This is a genomic window from Micromonospora sp. NBRC 110009 (assembly GCF_030518795.1).
In the GTDB taxonomy this organism is placed as follows: domain Bacteria; phylum Actinomycetota; class Actinomycetes; order Mycobacteriales; family Micromonosporaceae; genus Micromonospora.
Genome location: NZ_CP130427.1, coordinates 687,156 through 709,043, shown reverse-complemented (window position 1 = coordinate 709,043; position 21,888 = coordinate 687,156). Strand labels below are relative to the sequence as shown.

At 73.7% G+C, this 21,888-nt stretch carries 21 protein-coding genes; 15 read left to right on the top strand and 6 right to left on the bottom strand.

From position 1 onward, the window contains the following. The first annotated feature begins 45 nt into the window (after positions 1-45). The 4 genes from Q2K19_RS03265 to Q2K19_RS03250 all read left to right on the top strand — a co-directional run bounded on the left by Q2K19_RS03265 (position 46) and on the right by Q2K19_RS03250 (position 3,799). Positions 46-1,428, top strand: a complete 1,383-nt coding sequence (locus Q2K19_RS03265) for a M16 family metallopeptidase (protein ID WP_446839698.1) — start codon at positions 46-48, stop codon at positions 1,426-1,428. A 47-nt stretch (positions 1,429-1,475) separates the two neighbouring features. Next, positions 1,476-2,249: a 4-hydroxy-tetrahydrodipicolinate reductase gene (gene dapB / locus Q2K19_RS03260; RefSeq protein ID WP_302767532.1), complete on the top strand. Its 774-nt coding sequence runs from the start codon at positions 1,476-1,478 to the stop codon at positions 2,247-2,249. A gap of 91 nt (positions 2,250-2,340) precedes the next feature. Next, positions 2,341-3,267: a helix-turn-helix domain-containing protein gene (locus Q2K19_RS03255; protein ID WP_302767529.1), complete on the top strand. Its 927-nt coding sequence runs from the start codon at positions 2,341-2,343 to the stop codon at positions 3,265-3,267. A 55-nt stretch (positions 3,268-3,322) separates the two neighbouring features. After that, on the top strand, positions 3,323-3,799 hold the full coding sequence (locus Q2K19_RS03250) for a GNAT family N-acetyltransferase (protein WP_302767526.1): 477 nt from the start codon (positions 3,323-3,325) through the stop codon (positions 3,797-3,799). A 69-nt stretch (positions 3,800-3,868) separates the two neighbouring features. On the opposite strand, the gene Q2K19_RS03245 is transcribed toward Q2K19_RS03250, so the two are convergent. Next, positions 3,869-5,986 (bottom strand): amylo-alpha-1,6-glucosidase, encoded by a 2,118-nt coding sequence (locus Q2K19_RS03245; RefSeq protein ID WP_302767525.1) that lies wholly within the window; start codon positions 5,984-5,986, stop codon positions 3,869-3,871. Between the two features lie 156 nt (positions 5,987-6,142). Between Q2K19_RS03245 and Q2K19_RS03240 the strand changes: the two genes are divergently transcribed. The 4 genes from Q2K19_RS03240 to Q2K19_RS03225 all read left to right on the top strand — a co-directional run bounded on the left by Q2K19_RS03240 (position 6,143) and on the right by Q2K19_RS03225 (position 10,479). After that, entirely contained in the window at positions 6,143-7,120 is a 978-nt protein-coding gene (locus tag Q2K19_RS03240; protein WP_302767523.1) for a LacI family DNA-binding transcriptional regulator, read from the top strand. Between the two features lie 26 nt (positions 7,121-7,146). Then, positions 7,147-8,394, top strand: a complete 1,248-nt coding sequence (locus Q2K19_RS03235; protein WP_302767522.1) for a sugar ABC transporter substrate-binding protein — start codon at positions 7,147-7,149, stop codon at positions 8,392-8,394. 74 nt (positions 8,395-8,468) lie between these two features. Next, positions 8,469-9,590 carry a carbohydrate ABC transporter permease gene (locus Q2K19_RS03230; protein ID WP_302767519.1) on the top strand — a complete coding sequence of 374 codons (1,122 nt, stop codon included), beginning with the start codon at positions 8,469-8,471 and terminating at the stop codon, positions 9,588-9,590. A 1-nt stretch (position 9,591) separates the two neighbouring features. After that, positions 9,592-10,479, top strand: coding sequence for a carbohydrate ABC transporter permease (locus tag Q2K19_RS03225; protein WP_302767516.1), 888 nt, complete (start codon positions 9,592-9,594; stop codon positions 10,477-10,479). Between the two features lie 47 nt (positions 10,480-10,526). Here Q2K19_RS03225 and Q2K19_RS03220 read toward each other — a convergent pair whose 3' ends face one another. The 3 genes from Q2K19_RS03220 to Q2K19_RS03210 form a co-directional block, all read right to left on the bottom strand. Next, complete coding sequence (locus tag Q2K19_RS03220) at positions 10,527-10,904, bottom strand: VOC family protein (protein WP_302767514.1); 378 nt, start codon at positions 10,902-10,904, stop codon at positions 10,527-10,529. A 121-nt stretch (positions 10,905-11,025) separates the two neighbouring features. Next, positions 11,026-11,985, bottom strand: coding sequence for a sigma-70 family RNA polymerase sigma factor (locus Q2K19_RS03215; RefSeq protein WP_302767512.1), 960 nt, complete (start codon positions 11,983-11,985; stop codon positions 11,026-11,028). A gap of 52 nt (positions 11,986-12,037) precedes the next feature. Continuing rightward, the gene (locus Q2K19_RS03210; protein WP_302767510.1) at positions 12,038-12,616 is read right to left on the bottom strand and encodes a GNAT family N-acetyltransferase; all 579 of its coding nucleotides are present in this window, start codon (positions 12,614-12,616) and stop codon (positions 12,038-12,040) included. A 35-nt stretch (positions 12,617-12,651) separates the two neighbouring features. On the opposite strand from Q2K19_RS03210, the gene Q2K19_RS03205 reads away from it, so the two are divergent. Next, a complete protein-coding gene (locus Q2K19_RS03205) occupies positions 12,652-13,962 on the top strand; it encodes a glycosyltransferase 87 family protein (protein WP_302767509.1) in 1,311 nt (436 codons plus the stop codon). Here the strand turns inward: Q2K19_RS03205 and Q2K19_RS03200 are convergent. Next, positions 13,861-14,412 carry a GNAT family N-acetyltransferase gene (locus tag Q2K19_RS03200; protein ID WP_302767506.1) on the bottom strand — a complete coding sequence of 184 codons (552 nt, stop codon included), beginning with the start codon at positions 14,410-14,412 and terminating at the stop codon, positions 13,861-13,863. The genes Q2K19_RS03205 and Q2K19_RS03200 overlap by 102 nt on opposite strands. 133 nt (positions 14,413-14,545) lie before the next feature. On the opposite strand from Q2K19_RS03200, the gene Q2K19_RS03195 reads away from it, so the two are divergent. The 5 genes from Q2K19_RS03195 (at position 14,546) to Q2K19_RS03175 (ending at position 20,158) form a co-directional block, all read left to right on the top strand. Then, a complete protein-coding gene (locus Q2K19_RS03195; RefSeq protein WP_302767504.1) occupies positions 14,546-15,775 on the top strand; it encodes a winged helix-turn-helix domain-containing protein in 1,230 nt (409 codons plus the stop codon). A gap of 4 nt (positions 15,776-15,779) precedes the next feature. Continuing rightward, positions 15,780-16,469 (top strand): DUF2752 domain-containing protein, encoded by a 690-nt coding sequence (locus tag Q2K19_RS03190; protein ID WP_302767502.1) that lies wholly within the window; start codon positions 15,780-15,782, stop codon positions 16,467-16,469. Between the two features lie 232 nt (positions 16,470-16,701). Beyond that, complete coding sequence (gene thyX / locus Q2K19_RS03185) at positions 16,702-17,439, top strand: FAD-dependent thymidylate synthase (protein ID WP_302772237.1); 738 nt, start codon at positions 16,702-16,704, stop codon at positions 17,437-17,439. Between the two features lie 52 nt (positions 17,440-17,491). After that, positions 17,492-18,418 carry a 4-hydroxy-tetrahydrodipicolinate synthase gene (gene dapA, locus Q2K19_RS03180; protein ID WP_302767499.1) on the top strand — a complete coding sequence of 309 codons (927 nt, stop codon included), beginning with the start codon at positions 17,492-17,494 and terminating at the stop codon, positions 18,416-18,418. A 51-nt stretch (positions 18,419-18,469) separates the two neighbouring features. Continuing rightward, positions 18,470-20,158: a ribonuclease J gene (locus tag Q2K19_RS03175; RefSeq protein ID WP_302767498.1), complete on the top strand. Its 1,689-nt coding sequence runs from the start codon at positions 18,470-18,472 to the stop codon at positions 20,156-20,158. Positions 20,159-20,356: 198 nt separating this feature from the next. On the opposite strand, the gene Q2K19_RS03170 is transcribed toward Q2K19_RS03175, so the two are convergent. Next, positions 20,357-20,794: a VOC family protein gene (locus tag Q2K19_RS03170; RefSeq protein ID WP_302767496.1), complete on the bottom strand. Its 438-nt coding sequence runs from the start codon at positions 20,792-20,794 to the stop codon at positions 20,357-20,359. A gap of 134 nt (positions 20,795-20,928) precedes the next feature. Between Q2K19_RS03170 and Q2K19_RS03165 the strand changes: the two genes are divergently transcribed. Then, the gene (locus tag Q2K19_RS03165) at positions 20,929-21,888 is read left to right on the top strand and encodes a helix-turn-helix transcriptional regulator (RefSeq protein ID WP_302767494.1); all 960 of its coding nucleotides are present in this window, start codon (positions 20,929-20,931) and stop codon (positions 21,886-21,888) included.

The following is a 21,888-nucleotide window of genomic DNA, read 5'->3' as shown; positions in this document are numbered from 1 at the left end:
GACCACCGCACCATCCACCCCTCGTCGAACTGAGAGCAGGTTTTCGTGAGCCGAACCCGGCGTTCGTCTTCTCCTGCGGATCGACGGGGGGTGGTGTCGTCCGGCCCCGGGGCGACCCGGGCGGTCACCCGCACGCTCAGCGACGACCCGCTCGGCGGCACCGTGCGCCGCACCGTGCTGCCCAGCGGGCTGCGGGTGCTCACCGAGGCGATCCCGGCGATGCGCAGCGTCTCATTCGGCATCTGGGTCGCCGTCGGCTCCCGCGACGAGACCGGGCCGCAGGCCGGCGCCGCGCACTTCCTGGAGCACCTGCTCTTCAAGGGCACCCGGAAGCGCACCGCGCTGGACATCTCCGCCGAGATCGAGGCGGTCGGCGGCGAGACCAACGCCTTCACCACGAAGGAATACACCTGCTACTACGCCCGCGTGCTGGACGAGGACCTGTCGCTGGCCATCGACGTCATGTGCGACCTGGTCGCCGACTCGGTGCTGGACGCCGCCGACGTGGAGACCGAGCGCGGCGTCATCCTCGAAGAGATCGCGATGCACGACGACGAGCCCGGCGACGAGGTGCACGACCTCTTCGCCCGGGCCGTCTACGGCGACCACCCTCTCGGCCGGCTGATCTCCGGCACCGAGGCGACGGTCACCCCGATGACCCGGCGGCAGATCCAGAGCTTCTACCGGCGCCGCTACACCGCGCCGCAGATCGTCATCGCCGCCGCCGGCAACCTCGACCACGCCGCCGTGGTCAAGCTGGTCCGCCAGGCGCTGCGCGGGACCCCGCTGGACACCGACCCGGCGGTGCCGGCCCCGCACCGGTCGGCCTCCCCGGCGGTACGCACGAAGCCGGCCACCACCCTGGTCGAGTCGAAGGAGACCGAGCAGGCGCACGTGATCCTCGGCTGCCCCGGCATCGACCGCATCGACGAGCGGCGCTTCGCCCTCGGCGTGCTCAACAACGTCCTCGGCGGCGGCATGTCCAGCCGGCTGTTCCAGGAGATCCGCGAGCAGCGCGGCCTGGCCTACTCGGTCTACTCGTACGCCAGCCAGTACGCCGACAGCGGGCTGTTCGCCGTCTACGCCGGCTGCGCGCCGGGCAAGGTGGACGAGGTGCTGGACCTGACCCGGGCCGAGCTGGCCAAGGTGGCCGCGCACGGGATCAGCGAGGACGAGCTGGCCCGGGGCAAGGGGATGAGCAAGGGCTCCTTCGTCCTCGGCCTGGAGGACACCGGCTCCCGGATGAGCCGGCTGGCCAAGGGTGAGCTGCTCTACGGCGACCTGATGCCGGTGGACGAGCTGCTCGCCCGGGTCGACGCGGTGACCCTGGACGACGTGAACGGCCTCGCCGCCGACCTGCTCGCCCGGCCGATGTCCCTCGCCGTGGTCGGCCCGTTCGACGAGTCCGATTTCGCCGCGTCCCGCTGAGCGGTCCCGCGGGGTGCCCGCGTCCCGATTGGGATAGGTTGTGCCCCGTGACTGACGAGCAGGAGAAGGGCCTGGCCGAGCCGATCCGGGTCGGCGTGCTGGGTGCCCGCGGCCGGATGGGCATGGAGGTCTGCAAGGCGGTCGACGCCGCCGCCGACATGGACCTGGTGGCGATGATCGACCAGGGTGACGGCCTGTTCGCCGCCTCCGACGCCGGCGCCGAGGTGGTCGTCGACTTCACCACTCCGGACGTCGTCATGGACAACCTGCACTGGTGCATCGACCAGGGCATCAGCGCGGTGGTCGGCACCACCGGCTTCACCGAGCAGCGGCTGGACCGGGTGCGCGGCTGGCTGGAGCGCAAGCCCGGGGTGGGCGTGGTGATCGCCCCCAACTTCGGCATCGGCGCGGTGCTGATGATGCAGTTCGCCGCCCGCGCGGCCCGGCACTTCGAGTCGGTCGAGATCATCGAGCAGCACCACCCGCGCAAGCTGGACGCGCCCAGCGGCACCGCGACGCACACCGCCCGGCTGATCGCGCAGGCCCGCGCCGAGGCCGGTCTCGGCCCCACGCCGGACGCCACCAAGGACGAGGTGCCGGGCGCGCGCGGCGCCGAGATCGACGGGGTGCGGGTGCACGCCGTCCGCGCCACCGGACTGGTCGCCCACCAGGAGGTGCTCTTCGGCACCACCGGCGAGACGCTGACCATCCGGCACGACTCGTACGACCGGGCCTCGTTCATGCCCGGCGTGCTGCTGGCCGTGCGCGAGGTGCGCCGCCGGCCCGGCCTCACCGTCGGCCTGGACGCCCTGCTGGACTGAGCCGCCCCCCGGCCGGGTGCACCCCCGGCTCGCCGGCACGTCCGCAACCGCGATCAAGCGCGGTGCCGGCCCTCGGGTGCAGGCTGAACGCATGACCTCGACGGACGGGCTCACCGGCATCCTCGACTGGCTCCAGGTCGCGCTCGACGACCCGACCGCCAGCCCGAGCGAGGTGGCGACCCAGGCCCATCTGTCCCGCTTCCACTTCGACCGGCTGGTCGCCGCCGCCACCGGGGAGCCCCCGGGTGCCCTGCGCCGCCGGCTGCTGCTGGAGCGCGCGGCGCACCGGCTCATCACCAGCGACCGGACCGTCCTCGACATCGCCGTCGAGGCCGGGTACGGCTCGCACGAGGCGTTCACCCGCGCCTTCCAGCGGTCGTACGGGTCGGCGCCGACCGTGGTCCGGCGCCGGCCGCCGCTCACCTTTCGCGAGCTGGAGCTGCCCTGCCCCAGCGGCGTCCACTTCCAGCCCCCCGGCGGCCTGCGGCTGCCGGCCACCCGAACGGAGACTCCGATGAACGTTCTCCAGCACCTGGTCGACCACCACGTCGACACGCTCACCGCGATCATCGATCGCGCCGGCACGCTCGGCGAGGAGGTGCTCGACCGGCCCATCGCGCTGTCGGTGGAGACCATCGACGAAGGGCCCACCCTCCGCTCACTGATCAACGCGATGGTCACCCAGGAGGAGCACTGGCTCTCCGCGCTGCGCGGCGGCGAGTGGCCCGACGAGAGCGACCGGTCGGTGCCCGGTCTGGCCGCCCGGCACGCGGTCGCCGGCCGGGACTGGCGCGCCTTCGTGGCTCGGACGCTGGCCGACGGCACCCTGGCGGACACCTTCGTGGACACCACCTGCGCGCCGCCCACCACGCACACCCTGGGCGGGACGATCGGTCACGTGATCACCTTCGCCGCGGTGCGGCGTACCCTCGCCATCGGCGCCCTGCACAGCGCGGGGATCACCGACCTCGGCGCGGGCGACCCGCGTCCCTTCCTGGACGCCGCGGCGGCCGGCTGAGGGGCCTGCCGGAAACCGGTCGTCCGGCCGGCGGCCCGCGCCTAGGCTGACCGCCGTGATCGATTCCGTGCTGCGCGACCGCGCCGGTCGCCAGGTGACCCTGCGGCCGGTGGACGACGACAACTGGCGGGCCGTGGCCGACATCGCGCCCCGCGACGACCAGCGCGCCTGGGTGCCGGCCCTGGCCGCCCGCTACCTGCTGCTGACCATGCGCTCGGACGTCTGGACCTCGCTCGCCGTCTACGCCGGCGAGACGGTGGTCGGGCACGTCATGTGGGGCGTGGACGACGACGGCTCCCGCTGGATCGGCGGCATGGTGATCGACGCCGCCGAGCAGGACCGGGGCATCGGCCGGGCCACCGTCCGTACCCTCGCCGGCTGGCTGGCCGGCCAGGGCCACCCGGTCCGCCTCAGCTACCACCCGGACAACCTCCCGGCCGCCGCCCTCTACCGCTCCCTCGGCTTCCGCCCCACGGGCGCCATGGAGGACGACGAGGTCATCGCCGAATTCACCCCGGCCCCGCCGGGTTGATCATGAAGTTGGCGGCAGTGAAGGAGATCGACCTCGCCGCCAACTTCCTGATCGACGGAGCGGGGGCGGTCAGGCGGGGGACCGGGTGGGGTCGGTGGCCGGGCGCTGGGTGGGGATGCGGGGCGGGGTGACGGTCAGGGTCGGCGGGAGGCCGGTGATGGTGGGCTGGGCGGCGCGGTCGACCTCGACCGTGACCGGGGTGCCGGCGACGCGGAGGTTGTCGGCGGCGAGGGCGCCCAGTTCGGGACCGGCCAGGGGGCGCAGCTCCACCCGGCCGCCGGGCACGTCGGGGTAGAGCCCCACGCCGGCCTGCAGCAGCAGCACCGCGGCCGCCGCCGACCAGGCCTGCGGGCGGCACGCCGCCGGGTACGGCACCGGACGGCCCAACGCCCCCCGGCCGTCCCCGCCGTACAGCTCGGGGAGGCGGTAGTCGAACGCCTCGGCGGCGCCGAGCAGACCGTCGGCGAGCCGGAGCGCGGCCTCGCGATAGCCGGCCCGGGCCAGGCCGCCGAGCACGATCGCGGTGTCGTGCGCCCAGATCGACCCGCAGTGGTAGGAGAGCGGGCTGAACCCGGCGTCGTCGGTGGACATGGTGCGCAGCCCGAAACCGCCGGCCAGGGCCTCGGTGGAGAGCAGCGCCGCGACCTGCGCCGACTCGGCGTCCGACAGCAGCCCGGTGCCGAGCAGGTGGCCGATGTTGCTGGTCAGTGAGTCCACCGGGCGCTTGTCCCGGTCCAGGGCGAGGGCGGGCTGCGGGCCGTGCCGGCCGTCGACCCAGAACGCGGCCCGGAACCGCTCGGCGAGCCGCTCCGCGTAGCCGCGCCAGCGGTCGGCGCCCGGGCGGCCGAAGGCGTCGAGCAGGTCGGCGCCGTTCACCGCCGCCTGGAACGCGTACCCCTGCACCTCGGCCAGCACGATCGGCGGCTCGGCCAACCGGCCGTCGCGGTACCGGACGGCGTCGCCGGAGTCCTTCCAGCCCTGGTTGGCCAGGCCGTGGCCGGTGGTGTCGACGTACTCGACGAAGCCGTCGCCGTCGGCGTCGGCGTGCACGCCGAGCCAGCCGAGCGCGGCCTCCAGGTGCGGCAGCAGCGGTTCGACCTGCTCGGCGGGAAGGCCCCAGCGCCAGGCGTCGTGCAGCAACCCCACCCAGAGCATGGTGGCATCGACCGTGCCGTAGTAGGCGGGCGGCAGCCGCAGCCCGTTGTCGGCCAGGGTGAACTCGTGCCGGCGCAGCTCGTGCAGGATCTTGCCGGGCGCCTCCCCGGTGGTCGGGTCGACCCGGGTGCCCTGCCGGCGGGCGAGGACCCGGAGCGTCCCGGCGGCCAGCTCGGTGCCGAGCGGCAGCATCATCCGGGCCGCCCAGAGGCTGTCCCGGCCGAACAGGGTGAGGAACCAGGGCACCCCGGCGCCGAGGAAGACGTCTCCCGGCTGCGCCGGGTCGGCCAGCCGCAGCCCGCGCAGGTCGGCCAGGGAGCGGTCGAGCAGCCGGACCAGGCGGCGGTCGTCGGCGCGTACCTCCGGGACGGACCACTCGGGACCGGCGGACGGGGCGGCCACGACCGCCTTCGGGTCGGTCACGGCGAGCCGCCAGCGCAGCGTCACGGCCTCGCCGGGGGCGAGCGCGACCGGCCAGCTCAACCGGGGCGCGGTGGTCCGGTCGCCGGTGGTGTCCACGGTGGCCGCCTCGCCGGTCACCGTCACGGTGACGCCCTCGGCGGCCCACTCGACGCGGCCGGGCTCGCCCGCCTTGGCCTCCAGCGGTGCTCCGCTGCCGCCGGACTTGACCAGCTCGATCGGGGCGAGGTCGCAGGCGAGGTCCACGCTGACCGTGGCGCGGACCGGGATCGAGGCGGTGGAGGAGACGACCAGTTCCTCGGTGAGGCCGTGCGGGCCGGCCTGCCGGGTCCGGTCGATCCGGACGGTCGGGTCGGGGGCGGGGTCGCCGAGCCAGCGGGCGAGGGTGACGAAGCGGATGCCGTGCGGCCCGGCCGGACCCTGGGTCAGCGCCTCCGTCTCCCGGTCGTCCACGCGCAGCTCGGCGCGGGAGAGCACTCGCGCGTCGGCGTGGAAGACGCCCTGGACGCCGCTCGGCCGGATCTGCCCTGCCGGGTCGCCCAGCGCGCTGGTGGGGGCGGAAACGACGCCGACCAGTTCGTGCAGCAGGGGTTGCAGGTGGCGTTCGGGCACGGGGGACTCCTGGTGCTGATCGGGTGGCCGGACGTATTGACAGAAGCGGCCGGCCGGTGCAAAGTGCGAAACATTCCAGAAACTTTGAACGATCTAATCCTGCCGCATCGGAGTTGGATCGTTCAAGGCGGCGAGAGGGATTTCGTGGCTGAAAAGGTGACCATCGCTACCGTGGCCCGGCATGCCCAGGTGAGCCGGCAGACGGTCTCCAACGTGCTCAACGCGCCGCACATCGTCCGCGAGGAGACCCGGCGCCGGGTGCAGGAGGCGATCAGCACCCTGGGCTACCGGGCCAACCAGGCCGCCCGGCAGATGCGTACCGGCCGGTCCCGGCTCATCGCGGTCCGCATCGAGCCCACCCGCGACGGCATCAACGGCTCCGTGCTCGACCGGTTCCTGCACGGGCTCACCGAGACCGCCGACGCGGCCGGCTACCGGGTCCTGCTCTACACCGCCGTCGACGACGACCACGAGATCGCCACCTACGACGACCTGCTCGGCGCGTACGAGCTGGACGGGTTCGTGCTCACCGGCACCGACCACGGCGATCCGCGTACCGCCTGGCTGGCCGAGCGGAAGGTGCCGTTCGTGACCTTCGGCCGGCCCTGGGACACGCCGGACGCCCACCCCTGGGTCGACGTGGACGGTGCCGCCGGCACCGCGCAGGCCACCCGGCGGCTCCTCGACACCGGCCACCGCCGGATCGGCTTCATCGGCTGGCCGGCGGGCTCGGGCGTCGGCGACGACCGGCGCGCCGGCTGGCGTACCGCCATGGCGGCGGCCGGCCTCGACGGCGCCGCACCGCATCGCGAGACCGAGGACGGCATCGCGCAGGGCGAGCGCGAGATGCGCGAGCTGCTCGCCGCCGACGAGCCGCCGACCGCGGTGGTCTGCGTCAGCGACTCCCTCGCGCTGGGTGCCCTCCGGGCCGTCCGGGACGCGACCGCGCCGGTCGCCGTGGTCGGCTTCGACGACACCCCGGTGGCCACCGCGATCGGGCTGACCAGCGTCAGCCAGCCGCTCGCGGCCGCCGCCGCACGCTGCGTCGAGCTGCTCACCGGCTCGCTCGACGGCCAGCCCACCGACCCGCAAGTGCTGCTCAGCCCCACGCTCGTGCTCCGGCACACCGCGTGATCCCCCATCCCCATCAGGAGAATCAGATGACACCTCGCACCCTCACCCGGGCGGCGATGGCCGGCATCGCCGCCGTCGCCCTGTTCGGCTCCGCCGCCTGCGGCAGCGGCTTCGACGACTCCGCCAAGGACACCAAGCAGTCCAGCGGCCCGGCCAGCCTCCAGATCATGATCGGCTCCTCCGGCGAGGCGGAGACCAAGGCCGTGCAGGACGCCGCGGCCAAGTGGGCCTCCTCGAGCGGCAACACCGCCACCGTCACCCCGGCCCAGGACCTCACCCAGCAGCTCGGCCAGGCTCTGGCCGGCGGAACCCCGCCGGACGTCTTCTACGTCGACGCGTCCCGGTTCGCCGACTACGCCAGCGTCGGCGCGCTGGAGCCGTACGGCGACAAGGTCAGCAACAAGGACGACTTCTACGAGAGCCTCCGCAACACCTTCACCTACGACGGCAAGCTCTACTGCGCGCCGAAGGACTTCTCCACCCTGGCTCTCGAGATCAACACCGACCTCTGGACCAAGGCCGGCCTGACCGACGCGGACATCCCCACCACCTGGGACCAGCTCACCGCCGCCAGCCAGAAGATCAAGGCGAAGGGCATGGTGGCGCTGGCCCTGGGCGACACCCGGGACCGGATCGGCGCGTTCCTGGTGCAGAACGGCGGCTGGCTGATGAGCAAGGACGGCAAGCAGCCCACCGCCGACACCCCGGAGAACCTGCAGGCCCTCCAGTACGTGAAGTCCCTGATCACCAGCGGCTACGCGAAGTTCCCGAAGCAGCTCGACGCCGGTTGGTCCGGTGAGGCGTTCGGCAAGGGCAAGGCCGTGATGACCATCGAGGGCAACTGGATCAAGGGCGCCCTGCAGAACGACTTCCCGAAGGTCAAGTACAAGGTCGTCCCGCTGCCGGCCGGCCCGAAGGGGCAGGGCACCCTCTCCTTCACCCAGTGCTGGGGCATCGCGGCGAAGTCCAAGTTCAAGGACCAGGCGATCAAGTTCGTCGAGGCGATGACCGCGGGCGACCAGCAGATCGCCTTCGCCAAGGCGTTCGGCGTGATGCCGTCCCGGCAGTCGGTCCGCGACCAGTACACCGGCGCCTTCCCGGCGGACAAGCCGTTCATCGACGGCGCCGCGTACGCCCAGGGCCCGGTGAACGCCCCGAAGATGGACAGCGTGCTGCGCGACCTGGAGGCCGGTCTCCAGGGGCTGGCCACCGGCGACCCGAAGACGATCCTGGCGAACTTCGACAAGAACGCCAAGGCGGCGCTCGGCGGCTGAGGTAGACGGAGGGGCCCCTTGTTGACGCCGGGCGTCAAGAGGGGGCCCTTCCATCCCCACAGAAGGGAGGGGAGATGGCAACGGAGGCACTCGCCGCCCCGGGCACCGCGTCGGCCGGTCCGGCGCGCCGCCGCCGTGGCGGCGGCATTCGCAGCAACGAGAACATCGCCGGCTGGCTCTTCGTCGCGCCGGTGATCGTGATCCTCGGGCTCTTCCTGCTGCTGCCGATCCTCATGGCGCTCTGGGTGAGCCTCACCGACTGGAACGGCCAGGGCAGCCCGTTCACCGGGGACGTGCCGGTCGTTGGCACCAGGAACTACACCCGGCTGTTCACCGAGGACGGGCTGGACCGCCGCGACTTCATGACCAGCATCCGCAACAACATCTACTACGTGGGCATCGTGGTGCCGGTGCAGACCGCACTGGCCCTCGGCCTCGCGCTGGTGGTGAACAACCGGATGCTCAAGGGGAAGGGCTTCTTCCGCAGCGCCTTCTACTTCCCCTCGGTCACCAGCTCGGTGGCGATCAGCGTGGTGTTCCTGTTCCTGTTCGCCAACTCCGGCGCGGTCAACAACCTGCTCGGCTTCTTCGGCATCAACGGGCCGGAGTGGTTCGCCGACTCCCGGGGCGTGCTGCACCTGCTCCTCGGCGCCGTCGGGGTGGACGCCCCGCCCGCCGCGCTCACCTCCGGCGGCCCGCTCGGGCTGACCTGGTGGGACTGGCTCTCCGGGCCGAGCGTGGCGATGATGTCGATCATCTGTCTGGTCATCTGGACCACGTCGGGCACGTTCATGCTGATGTTCCTCGCCGCGCTGCAGGGCGTCCCGGTGGCGCTCGACGAGGCCAGCACCCTGGACGGGGCGAGCCCGTGGCAGCGCTTCCGGCACGTCACCCTGCCGCTGATCAAGCCGACCACCTTCCTGGTGCTCACCCTCGGCCTGATCGGCTCCTGGCAGGTCTTCGACCAGGTGTACGTGATGAGCCAGGGCGACCCGGCCAAGACCACGCTCACCCCGGCCTACCTGTCGTACCGGACCGCGTTCCGGGACTTCGACTACGGTTCCGGCGCGGCCATCTCGTTCGTGCTGTTCCTGATCATCATCCTGCTCACCCTGTTCCAGCGCCGGGTGATGGCCGACCGGGACGAGCCCCGGCGCGGCCGGTGGTGGCGGCGCCGCGTACCGGAGGGGTCCTGACATGGCCGTGCTGACCGACCGGCCGGCGGCGCCCGTCGCCCGCCGCGCCGACCGCGGGCCGCGCGCCCAGGTCAACCGCTTCCTGGGGTACGCGGTCCTGATCTTCTTCGGCCTGGTCTTCCTGTACCCGTTCGTCATCCAGCTCGGCAGCTCGTTCAAGACCGAGCCGGACGCGGCGGCGAACCCGCTCTCGCCGGTGCCCGACCCGGTGTCGCTGGCCGGGTTCGAGCGGATCTTCGCCGGCACCAACTTCCCGCTCTGGCTCGGCAACTCGCTGCTGGTCACCGTGCTGGTCACCCTCGGCCGGGTGTTCTTCGACTCGCTCGCCGGCTACGCGCTCGCCCGGCTGCGGTTCCGGGGCCGGGCCGGGCTCTTCGCCGCGGTCATCGCGGTGATGGCGGTGCCCGGCGTGGTGCTGCTGATCCCGAAGTTCCTGGTCCTCAAGCAGCTCGGCCTCTACGACAGCTACGCGGGCCTGGTGGTGCCGCTGCTGGCCGACGCGGCCGGCGTGTTCATCATGAAGCAGTTCTTCGAGTCGGTCCCGGTCAGCGTCGAGGAGGCGGCCCGCATCGACGGGGCGGGGGTGTTCCGCACCTACTGGTCGGTGGTGCTGCCGATGGCGCGGCCCGCCCTGATCACGCTGACCATCCTGTCGTTCCAGGGCTCCTGGAACGAGTTCCCGCACAGCCTGGTCGCGGTGCAGGACCCGAGCCTGTTCACCCTGCCCCGGGGCCTGGCGGACCTGGTCAGCGGGTCCCTCGGCAAGGGCACCCAGTATCCGCTCAAGCTCGGTGCGGCGCTGCTCGCCACCATCCCGGTGGCGGTGCTCTTCATGATCTTCCAGCGGTACTTCGTCCGGGACGCCAACTCCGGGGCCGACAAGGGCTGACCGGGGGCCGGCGGTCCCGCCCCGTGCCGGGACCGCCGGTCACCGGCTCAGCCCTGCTCGATGACCGACATGACGTTGCCGGCCGGGTCGGTGAACCAGGCGATCGACGGGCCGTTGCCCCGCATGATCCCCTTGTCGTCCTGCGGCATGCCGTCGTAGCGGGCGAACCGCACGCCCCGCCCGGTCAGCTCGTCCACCGCCCGGTCGATGTCGTCGACCGGGAAGTTGAGCACGGTGAAGCTGGCCGGGGCGTGGTCGGGCTTCGGGTAGACCAGCACCGAGCCGCCGCCCACGTGCAGCCGCAGCAGTTCGCCCATCGCCTCGTCACGGGACACCCGCAACCCCAGGGCGTCGGCATAGAACCGTTCGGCCCGGCCGGTGTCGTCCACCGAGAAGCTGCTGAACGCCTTCGTCTCCTCGAACATGATCTTCTCCTCCACGGTCGTGCCCGGTGTTCTCCCGGTTCAACGAGCCAGCGGGCGGTCGTCCGGGCGTACCAGGGGTGGACGACGCGGCCGGCCGGAACTCATCGGCGCCGGCCGGGGATCAGGAGTCGAGGTGCGGCGGCAGGCCGAACCGGGCGAAGAGCCGGAGGTCGAGGAAGTGGGTGAGCCGGCTGATCCGGCCGCCGGAGACGTCCAGCAGCTGGATCGAGAAGGCCCGGTGGCCGCCGGCCGGATCGGGCCGGTACTGGGCCAGCGCCGAGCCGCCGTTCGCGGTGATCCGGACCAGCCGGGATCCCCGGCAGCCGGCGCCCGGCCCGCGCAGCCAGCGGCCGATCTCCGCCGCCCCGCGCAGCCACATCGGGTAGGGCGGCATGCTCTGCACCGCGTCGTCCCGCAGCAGCGCGACAAGGGCGTCGATGTCGTAGCGGGCGAAGGCGTCCACGTAGCGGTCGAGCAGGTCGCGGTCGGCCGGGTCGAGGGCCGGCCCGAGGTCCGGCCGCCCGTCCCGCACCCCGGCCAGGGTGGCCCGGGCCCGCTGCAGCGCGCTGTTGACCGCCGGCACGCTGGCGTCGAGCAGATCGGCGACCTCGTCGGCCCGCCAGCGCAGCACGTCGCGCAGGATCAGCACCGCGCGCTGCCGGGGCGGCAGGTGCTGGAGCGCGGCGACGAACGCCAGCCGCACCGACTCCCGGGCCACCGCCAGCTCCGCCGGGTCGGCGGGCAGCACCGCCGCGTCCGGCACCGGCTCCACCCAGTCGCCGGCGGGGGTGCCGAGCGACGCCGCCACCGGCGCCGACGGGGCGCCCAGGTCCACCGGCAGGGCCCGCCGCCCGCGCCCCCGCAGCAGGTCGAGGCAGACGTTGGTGGCGATCCGGTAGAGCCAGGTGCGCAGGCTGGACCGGCCGTCGAAGCCGTCCCGCCCCCGCCAGGCCCGCAGCAGGGTCTCCTGCACCGCGTCCTCGGCGTCGAAGACCGACCCGAGCATCCGGTAGGCGTAGCCGGTCAGTTCGACCCGGAACGCCTCCAGGTCGGTGGGGGTCGACGCCGCCGTCGTGGTCATGGCCTCCACCGTAGGCCGACCCGCCGACATCGCGCGACGGCGGCGACCGTACTCAGGAAGCGGCCGGCTCGGCGGGGACGGCGACGTGCAGGCGGAGCTGGGGGACCAGCATGTCGTCCACGTCCAGCGCGCGGGCCGCGCCGTCCGGCTCCCAGCCGGTCGAGGTGAGGAACTTCCGGGTCGCCGCGTCCGCGTCGAACGCCCAGGCCACCGCCCGGCCGAAGCCGTCGGACCGCCACAGGTCGACCGCCGCGGCGAGCAGCCGGCTGCCGTGCCCGCGCCGGCCCCAGCGCGGCTCGACCAGCAGGTCGGTCACCGCCGCCACGCCGTCGGCGAGGGCGTCGGCCGGCTCGCCCGGGGCCAGCGCCTCGGCGTCGGCCGGACCGGAAGCCGCGAACCCCACCAGATAGGATTGCTCGGCCTGTTCGACGGCGACCAGCACGCGATGCGCGCCCGAGGGCGGCTCCTGCACCGCCGCGCTCCACCGCCGGGCGAGGTACGCCTCGTCCAGGTTGTCGAGCACGTGCCGGGGCAGGATCCGGCGGTACGCGACCCGCCAGGTCGCGAGCTGGATGCGTGCGATCTCGCCGGCGTCCTCCGGACGCGCTGGGCGGACGTACCCGAGAGCCATGGCACGTGAGCCTACGCAGGGCGAGGGAGGCGACGGTGGCGCAGGGTGCCAGGCGGACGCTCGGACAGGTCGTCGCCGTGGTGGTGCTCGCCGGCGCGGTGACCGCCTTCCTCTCGGTGGCCGCCGTGCGGCACGGCTTCTTCGACCTGAAGGTCTACTACGGCGCGCTGGACTTCTGGGCGCACGACGGCGGGGAGATCTACGACTTCCTCAAGGCCGGCACCCAGTACGGCTTCACCTACCCGCCGTTCGCCGCCCTGGTCATGCTGCCGATGGCCTACCTGCCGTGGCCGGCCGCGATCACCGTGAGCGTGGTCATCACCGTGCTGGCCAGCACGGTGGTGATCTGGTGGCTGGTCGACCCGATCGCCCGCCGCTGCCGCTGGACCCGCTGGTTCGCCCTGGCCGTCGCGCTCTGCCTGATCGCCGCGTTCGAGCCGATGCGGGAGACGGTCAACTTCGGCCAGGTCAACATGCTGCTGCTCTTCCTGGTGGCGCTGGACCTGCTGCGGCTGCTGCCGGCGGGCAGCCGGTGGGCCGGGGTGGGCGTCGGACTGGCCACCGCGATCAAGCTGACCCCGGGCATCTTCATCGTCTACCTGCTGGTCACCGGTCGCTGGCGGGCCGCGTTCACCGCGATGGGCGCGGCGACCGCGGCGACCCTGCTGGCCGGCGGGCTCCTCCCGGACGCCTCCCGGGAGTTCTGGACCGAGGCGATCTGGAACACCGACCGGGTGGGCGAGCTGGCCTTCGTCTCCAACCAGTCGCTGCGCGGGATGGTGGCCCGGCTGGACCCGGTGCACCCGAGCACCGTGGCCTGGCTGGCGCTGGTGCTCGCCACGCTGGCCTTCTGGGCGTGGCGCTCCCGGGCCGCGGTGGCCGCCGGCGACGAGGCCACCGGGCTGGCGCTGACCGGCGCCGCCATGTGCCTGGTCAGCCCGGTGACCTGGGTGCACCACCTGGTCTGGCTGCTGCCCGCGCTGATCCTGCTGGTCGACAACGGCCTGGCGGCGCCCGCCCGCAGCCGCCGGCGCCGCCTGCTGCTGGCCGCCGCCCTCGTCGGGTACGCCTTCCTGAGCAGCCGGATCGTCTGGGCGTGGGAGAAGGACTTCACCGGCGTCGACGGCTTCCTCGGCAGCAACACGTACGTCTGGATCAGCCTGGCGCTGCTGCTCGTCCTGCCGATCCGGGGCGGGGCCGCGCCGACCGGTGGCGGTCCCGCCGATCGGGGCGGGCCGTCCGGGTCAACCGTCCAGGCGGGCGGTGTAGCGCAGCTCGCGGAGCCGGACCGGCTCGCGCCCGCCGGACAGCGGCACCGGGTAGGTGGACTCCTCACCGTCCGGTGACAGGCCGGCCCGCTCGTAGAAGCGGCGGGCGCGGGCGTTGTCGGCGAGCACCCAGAGCCGGTACTCGGCCCAGCCCCGCTCGGCCAGGCCGGCCCGGGCCGCGGCGAACAGCACCCGCCCGGCGCCGGTGCCCCAGTGCGTCGGCTCCAGGTAGATCGCCAGGATCTCGCCGTACCGCGGGTCGAGGTCGCCGCGGTCCTGGTTGTTCCGGTACGGCCCGAAGGTGGTGAAGCCGGTGACCGCCCCGTCGACCTCGGCGAGCAGGGTGGTGAACGGGTGCTCCGGGTCGGCGGTGCCGACGTCCCGGCGGCGCTGCGCCCAGGCGTCCGGGTTCAGCCGGCGCAGCACCTCGTCCGGCATGATCCCGGCGTATCCGGCCTGCCAGCCGTGCACGTGCACCCGGGCGACCGCCGCCGCGTCGTCCGGTTCCTCCCGGCGAATGGTGACCACCTGTCCGTTCTATGCCGCGATGGCCGGCGGGTCCAGCGTCCGCTCCGGGGCGGCCACAATTCGGCCGCCGCGCCGCTAGGCGGCGCTGCGTCCGAATGAAGCCCGTCGGACCGGTGGATTAGGGTCGCCGACGATGACCGCACCGGAATCGCTCTCGCTCGCCCAGGCCCGCCGGGTCGCCCTGGCCGCCCAGGGCTTTGCCGACCCGACGCCCACCGGCCTGCCCACCCGCCGGCACCTGCGGCGGGTGCTGGACCGGGTCGGGCTGATCCAGATGGACTCGGTCAACGTCCTGCAACGCGCGCACTACCTGCCTCTCTACAGCCGGCTCGGGCCCTACCCGACCACGCTGCTCGACGCCGCCGCCTACCGGCGTCCCCGGGAGCTCTTCGAATACTGGGGGCACGAGGCGTCGCTGATCCCGGTCGACCTGCACCCGGCGCTGCGCTGGCGGATGGCCAGGGCCCGCGACGAGTCCTGGGGCGGGATGCGCCGGGTCGCCCAGGAGCAGCCCGAGCTGGTGGCCTGGGTCCGCGACGAGGTGGCCGCCCGGGGGCCGCTCACCGCCGCCGAGATCGAGCACGACGCGCCCCGGGAGACCGGCAACTGGGGCTGGAACTGGTCGACGGTCAAACGCGCGCTGGAATACCTGTTCTGGGCCGGTGAGGTGACCGCCGCCGAGCGCACCCCCTCCTTCGCCCGCCGCTACGACCTGCCCGAGCGGGTGCTGCCGGCCGCCGTGCTCGAGGCCCCCACCCCGAGCGAGGCGGACGCCTACCGCACCCTGGTGGCCGTCGCTGCCCGGTCGCTGGGCGTGGCCGCCGAGCCGGAGCTGCGCGACTACTTCCGGCTGCCCGTGGCCGGCGCCCGGCGGGCGGTCGCCGAACTGGTCGAGGCGGGCGAGCTGACCCCGGTCACGGTGCCGGGCTGGCGGCAACCGGCCTACCTGCACGCGCAGGCCCGGCTGCCTCGGTGGGTGCGCGGCAACACCCTGGTCAGCCCGTTCGACCCGCTGGTCTGGGAGCGGGCCCGCGCCGAGCGGCTCTTCGACTTCAGCTACCGGATCGAGATCTACGTGCCCGCGCCGCAGCGCGTGCACGGCTACTACGTGCTGCCGTTCCTGCAGGGCGAGCGGTTCACCGCCCGGGTCGACCTCAAGGCCGACCGGAAGGCGGGGGCGCTGCTGGTGCCGGCCGCCTGGGTCGAGCCGGGAGCCGACCCGGGGGAGACCGCGGTGGCCCTCGCCGCCGAGCTCTACCGGCTGGCCGGCTGGCTCGGCCTCGACGCGGTCGCCCCGCCGGAGGCCGGCGACCTGGCGGCTCCGCTGGCCGCCGCCCTGGTCGGCGTGGCGGGTGTACGGTGAGCGCGTGACGAGCGTTGACCGGCCGGCCGCCCCGCCCGATCCGCAGGCGGTCCCCGGCCCGCCGACCGGCCCCACCGGCCCGGCCCCGGCCGGCCCGCACGCCGCGCCCGCCGGCCCGCACGCCGCGCCCGCCGGCCCGCCCGCCGCCCACGCTGGCCCGCACTTCGCGCACGCCGTGGCGGGGCCGCACGCCGAGCCCGGCGGGTCGGCGATCTGGCCGGCCGGGGTGGCGTACCAGCCGGTCGAGCCGGACCGGTTCACCCGCCTCGTGCTGCGGATGCACGCCCGCGCCCCGCGCTGGGCGGTGCCCCTCGCGGCGCTCGGCTGCGTCGGCCTCGGCATGGCCTACGCGCTGCTCAGCGACCCCACCCACAGCGACCCGGACGCCCGGCCGACGTGCCTGCTGAAGCTCACCACCGGGCTGGACTGCCCGGGCTGCGGCGGCACCCGCGCCCTCTGGTACGTGCTGCACGGCGACCTGCCGGCCGCCGCCCGGCACCACTTCCTCTTCGTCTTCTCGCTGCCCTTCCTGGCCTACCTCTTCGTCACCTGGGCCGGGAACCGGGCGTTCGGCTGGCGGCTGCCGGAGCTGCGCATCAGCCCCAAGGTGATCGGCGGCTTCCTGGCGCTCTGGTTCGCCTTCTCGGTGGCCCGCAACCTGCCCTGGGCCCCGTTCACCTCGCTCTACGTCTGAACCGTTCCCCACGGCCGGCGTCGGCCACCGTGCCGGCCGCCAGGGCTTCGCTCCGGGATGCGGGCCTCAAACGGGCGTGACGCCTGCTCCGTGCGGCATGCCTTGAGACTTGTGCAACCCGCCGTGACAGGCCCGAGCCCCACGCGCCGGCCTGCGGGTGCGCCGTTTCACGTCCGCGCGTCCAGGTTTCCCCGGAGGCCCAGCGGCCACTACAGTCGCAGGAATGCCGGAGATGGTGCAGCCCCAGGTCAAGCTGATCGCGTGGACCCAGTTCCAGGCCCCGGACGACGTGCCGTGGTCGACCGACGCCGAGGGTGGCCAGGCGCTCGCCGAGTTCGCCGGCCGGGCCTGCTACCAGAGCTGGAAGAAGCCGAACCCGGCCACCGCGACCAATGCCGGCTACCTGGCGCACATCCTGGAGGTGGGCCACCTCTCGGTGCTGGAGCACGGCTCGGTGAGCTTCTACTTCAGCGGGGTCTCCCGGTCCTTCACCCACGAGCTGATCCGGCACCGGCACTTCTCCTACTCCCAGCTCTCCCAGCGCTATGTCCCCGAGCGGGACGCGGCCATGGTCGAGCCGTCGGTGATCGCCGACGACCCGGAGCTGCACAAGAAGTTCGTCGAGGCGACCGAGGCGACCGTCCGGGCGTACACCGAGCTGCTGGAGGGGCTGGAGGCTCGCTTCACCGACGAGCCCAACCCGACGCTGCGCCGCAAGCAGGCCCGGCAGGCGGCCCGCGCGGTGCTGCCCAACGCCACCGAGACCCGGATCGTGGTGACCGGCAACTACCGGGCCTGGCGGCACTTCGTCAAGATGCGCGCCACCGAGCACGCCGACGTGGAGATCCGGGAGTTGGCCGTGGAGTGCCTGCGGCAGCTCCAGGGGGTCGCGCCGAACGTCTTCGCCGACTTCGTGATCTCCACGCTGCCCGACGGCACCGAGGTGGCGGCCTCTCCGCACGCCGAGTGAGTCGTCGCCCTTCGCCGCCGGGGCCCCGGTGGTCGTCCGCTAGGTTGTGAACATGACGCACGACCTCCCTGGCGCCCCGGACCGGGGCGCGTCGCGCCCGTTCGGGCGACTGATCACGGCCATGGTGACCCCGTTCGCCACGGACGGGTCGCTCGACCTCGACGGCGCCGTACGGCTCGCCAGCCACCTGGTCGACGAGCAGGGCAACGACGCGCTGGTGCTCAACGGCACCACCGGCGAGTCGCCGACCACCACCGACGCGGAGCAGGAGGCCCTGATCCGCGCCGTCGCGGAGGCGGTCGGCGACCGCGCCCGGATCCTCGCCGGGGTGGGCACCAACGACACCCGGCACACCATCGAGCTGGCCGCGCAGGCGGAGAAGGCCGGCGCGCACGGCCTGCTGGTGGTGACGCCGTACTACAACAAGCCGCCGCAGGCCGGGCTGCTGCGCCACTTCACCGCGGTGGCCGACGCCAGCGGGCTGCCGATCATGCTCTACGACATCCCGCACCGGACCGGCACCGCGATCGCCACCGACACCCTGGTCAAGCTCGCCGAGCACGGCCGGATCGTGGCGGTGAAGGACGCCAAGGGCGACCTCACCGCCACCTCCTGGGTGCTGGCCCGCAGCGACCTGGCCTTCTACAGCGGTGAGGACGCGCTGACCCTGCCCGCCCTGGCGGTCGGCTCGGTCGGCGTGGTCGGCACCTCCACGCACTTCACCGGCGTGCAGACCAAGCAGCTGATCGAGGCGTACGAGGCGGGTGACACCGCCACCGCGCTGAGCCTGCACCGGCGGCTGCTGCCGCTGTTCACCGGGATCTTCCGTACCCAGGGCGTGATCCTGGTGAAGGCGGGCCTGGCGGCCAAGGGGCTGCCGGCCGGGCCGGTGCGTCCCCCGCTGGTGGACGCCACCGCGGACGAACTGGCCCAGCTCCGCGCCGACTGCGCGGCGGCGGGCCTGCCCCTTCCCGAATGATCGAACGACACGACGGACGCCGCGCGACGGCGTCGCAGAATGAGGTGACGCGTGACCGAGGCGCACATCGAGGGTGAGCTGCCCCCGCCGCTGCCGGAGGGCGGCCTGCGGATCATCCCGCTCGGCGGACTCGGCGCCATCGGCCGGAACATGACGGTCTTCGAGTACGACGGCAAGCTGCTGATCGTCGACTGCGGGGTGCTCTTCCCCGACGTCGAGCAGCCGGGCGTGGATCTGATCCTGCCCGACTTCGGTCCGATCCTGGACCGGCTCGGCGACGTGCAGGCGATCGTGCTCACCCACGGCCACGAGGACCACATCGGCGCGGTGCCGTACCTGCTCGCCCACAAGCCGGACATCCCGCTGGTCGGCTCGCAGTTCACCCTGGCCCTGGTCGAGGCGAAGCTGGCCGAGCGGCGGATCCAGCCGTACACGTTGACCGTCGCCGAGGGGCGGCGCGAGCGGCTCGGCCCGTTCGAGTGCGAGTTCTTCGCGGTGAACCACTCGATCCCCGACGCGCTCGCGGTGGCCATCCGCACCGCGGCCGGCCTGGTGCTGCACACCGGCGACTTCAAGATGGACCAGCTCCCGCTGGACGGCCGGATCACCGACCTGGCCGGCTTCGCCCGGCTCGGCGCCGAGGGCGTGGACCTGCTGCTGTCGGACTCCACCAACGCGGAGATCCCCGGCTTCGTCACCCCGGAGCGGGAGATCGGCCCGGTCCTGGACTCGATCTTCCAGAAGGCGCGCGGCCGGATCATCGTCGCCTCGTTCGCCTCGCACGTCCACCGGGTGCAGCAGGTCTTCGACTCGGCGATCGAGCACGGCCGCAAGGTGGCGCTGATCGGCCGGTCGATGGTCCGCAACATGGGCATCGCCCGCGACCTCGGCCTGCTCAACATCCCGCCGGGCCTGGTGGTCGGGTTGGAGGAGGCCACCGCGCTGCCGCCCGAGCAGATCGTGCTGATGTCCACCGGCTCGCAGGGCGAGCCGATGAGCGCGCTGGGCCGGATGGCCAGCGGCGACCACCGGCACATCACCATCGCCCCGGGCGACACCGTGGTGCTGGCGAGTTCGCTGGTGCCCGGCAACGAGACCTCGGTCTACCGGGTGATCAACCGGCTGGCCCGGGCCGGCGCGACGGTGATCCACAAGGACGTGGCCAAGGTGCACGTGTCCGGCCACGCCCCCGCCGGTGAGCTGCTCTACCTGCTCAACGTGACCCGCCCGAGCAACCTGATGCCGGTGCACGGCGAGTGGCGGCACCTGCGGGCGCACGCCCGGCTCGGCATCGAGTCCGGCGTCGCGTCGGACCGGGTGGTGCTCTGCGAGGACGGGGACGTGGTCGACCTGGTCGACGGCCGCGCCAGCCTGGTCGGCCACGTGAAGAGCCGGTACGTCTACGTCGACGGCCTCGCCGTCGGCGACGTCAGCGAGTCGCTGCTCACCGAGCGCCGGATCCTCGGCGACGGCGGCTTCATCGCCGCCACCGTGGTGGTCGACTCGGTCACCGGCAAGGTGGTCGGCGGCCCGACCGTCTCGGCGAAGGGCTTCTCCGAGGACCCGGAGGCGTTCAGCCCGGTGGTCCCGCTGGTCACCGAGGCGCTGAACCGGGCCGCCGCGGACGGCATCACCGACCCGCATCAGCTCCAGCAGATCGTCCGGCGCACCGTCGGGCGCTGGGTGAACGACGCGTACCGGCGCCGGCCGATGATCGTGCCGACGGTCGTCGAGGTCTGACCCCGCCGGCTCCGCACGCCGGTCCACCGTCCGCGGTGGGCCGGCGTCGTCGCGTTCCGGGTACGCCCCGCGCCCGCCCCGCGGCCCCCGCCCACCACCGTCCCGTGGCCGGGGGCCGTGCCGCGTCCAGGCCGGCCCGGATCGGTCCTCAGTCGGGGGCCGGCCGCGCCGAGGTCGCCGGCCCCGCCGCCCGGCGGGTCAGTCGAGGCAGAACTCGTTGCCCTCGGGGTCGGCCAGGATCAGGTGACCGGCGCCGAGCGGGGGAGCGGGCTCGTGGCGCCGGAGCCGGGTGGCGCCGTGGGAGACGAGCCGCTCGGCCTCTGCTTCCAGGGCCGCCATCCGGGCATCGCCGGTCAGCCCGGGGGCGGCCCGCACATCGAGGTGCACGCGGTTCTTGGCCTGCTTGCCCTCCGGCACCCGCTGGAAGAACAGCCGTGGCCCGGAGCCCTCGGGGTCGACCACCGCCGAGGCGTTGTTGCGGCTCTCGGGCGGGACGCCCATCGCCTCCAGGGCCTGCTCCCACGACTCGAAGCCCGCGGGCGGGTCCTGCAGCCGGTAGCCGAGGGCCTCCGCCCAGAACGCGGCCAACCCGGCCGGGTCGGCGCAGTCAAAGGTGATCTGAACGTCGCGGGCCATCTCAGCTCGCCTCCCGCCGGGTCGGCGGGTGGGTGGGCAGGTGGGGGTGGCCGTTCCAAGTCTCGTCGGTCATGGTGCCAGTCTCCCGCGAATAGCGGACAGGATCGTTCCGCGATTCGTGGCACGATGGGTGGGTGATCGTCGCGGCGACGACCGAGCGGGTGCTGCGGATGCTGGCGCTGCTGCAACGGCGGCCGTCCTGGACCGCTGCCGAGCTCGCCGCCGAGCTGGGGGTCACCGACCGCTCGGTGCGCCGCGACGTGGAGCGGCTGCGCGCGCTCGGCTACCCCGTGCACGCGACGGCGGGCGTCGGGGGCGGCTACCAGCTCGGCGCGGGCACCCGGCTGCCGCCGCTGCTCCTCGACGACGAGGAGGCGATCGCGACGGCGGTTTCGCTGCGGCTGGCGTCGGGCGGCACGGTCGCCGGGGCGGGCGAGGCGGCCCTGCGGGCGCTCGCGAAGCTCGACCAGGTGATGCCGCCCCGGCTGCGCGCCGAGGTGCGGGCGGTGCACGACGCCACCGAGACCCTGGTCGGCCCCGGGGTCGAGATCGACGCGGAGCTGCTGGTGACGCTCGCGCGGGCCTGTCGCGACGCCGTGCGGGTGCGGTTCCGGTATGCCGGCCGCGACGGCGGGGAGCGGGAACGCACGGTCGAGCCGGTGCGGATGGTCACCACCGGCCGCCGCTGGTACCTGATGGCCCGGGACGTCGAGCGCGACGACTGGCGCACCTTCCGGCTGGACCGGATGCACGCGGTGGTGGCGACGACCTGGCGCTTCCGGCCGAGGGAGCATCCTGACCCGGTCGCCTACGTGCAGCGGTCCGTGACCGAGGCGCCGTACCGGCATCTCGCCCGGGTGCGGGTGCATGCCCGACCCGACCGGGTGCGGCAGCTGGTGCCGCCCCAGGTGGGTCGCGTCGAGGACGATCGCGACGGGTGGTGCGTGCTCGTCGTCGGCGGGGAGGACCTGGACTGGCTGGCCCTGCACGTCGCCCGCCTGGGCTTCGAGGCGGAGGTGCTGGAGCCTCCCGAACTGCGGGAGGCCGTCGCCCGGCTCGCCCGCCGCCTCGCGGCGCTGGCCGGGACCGACTGA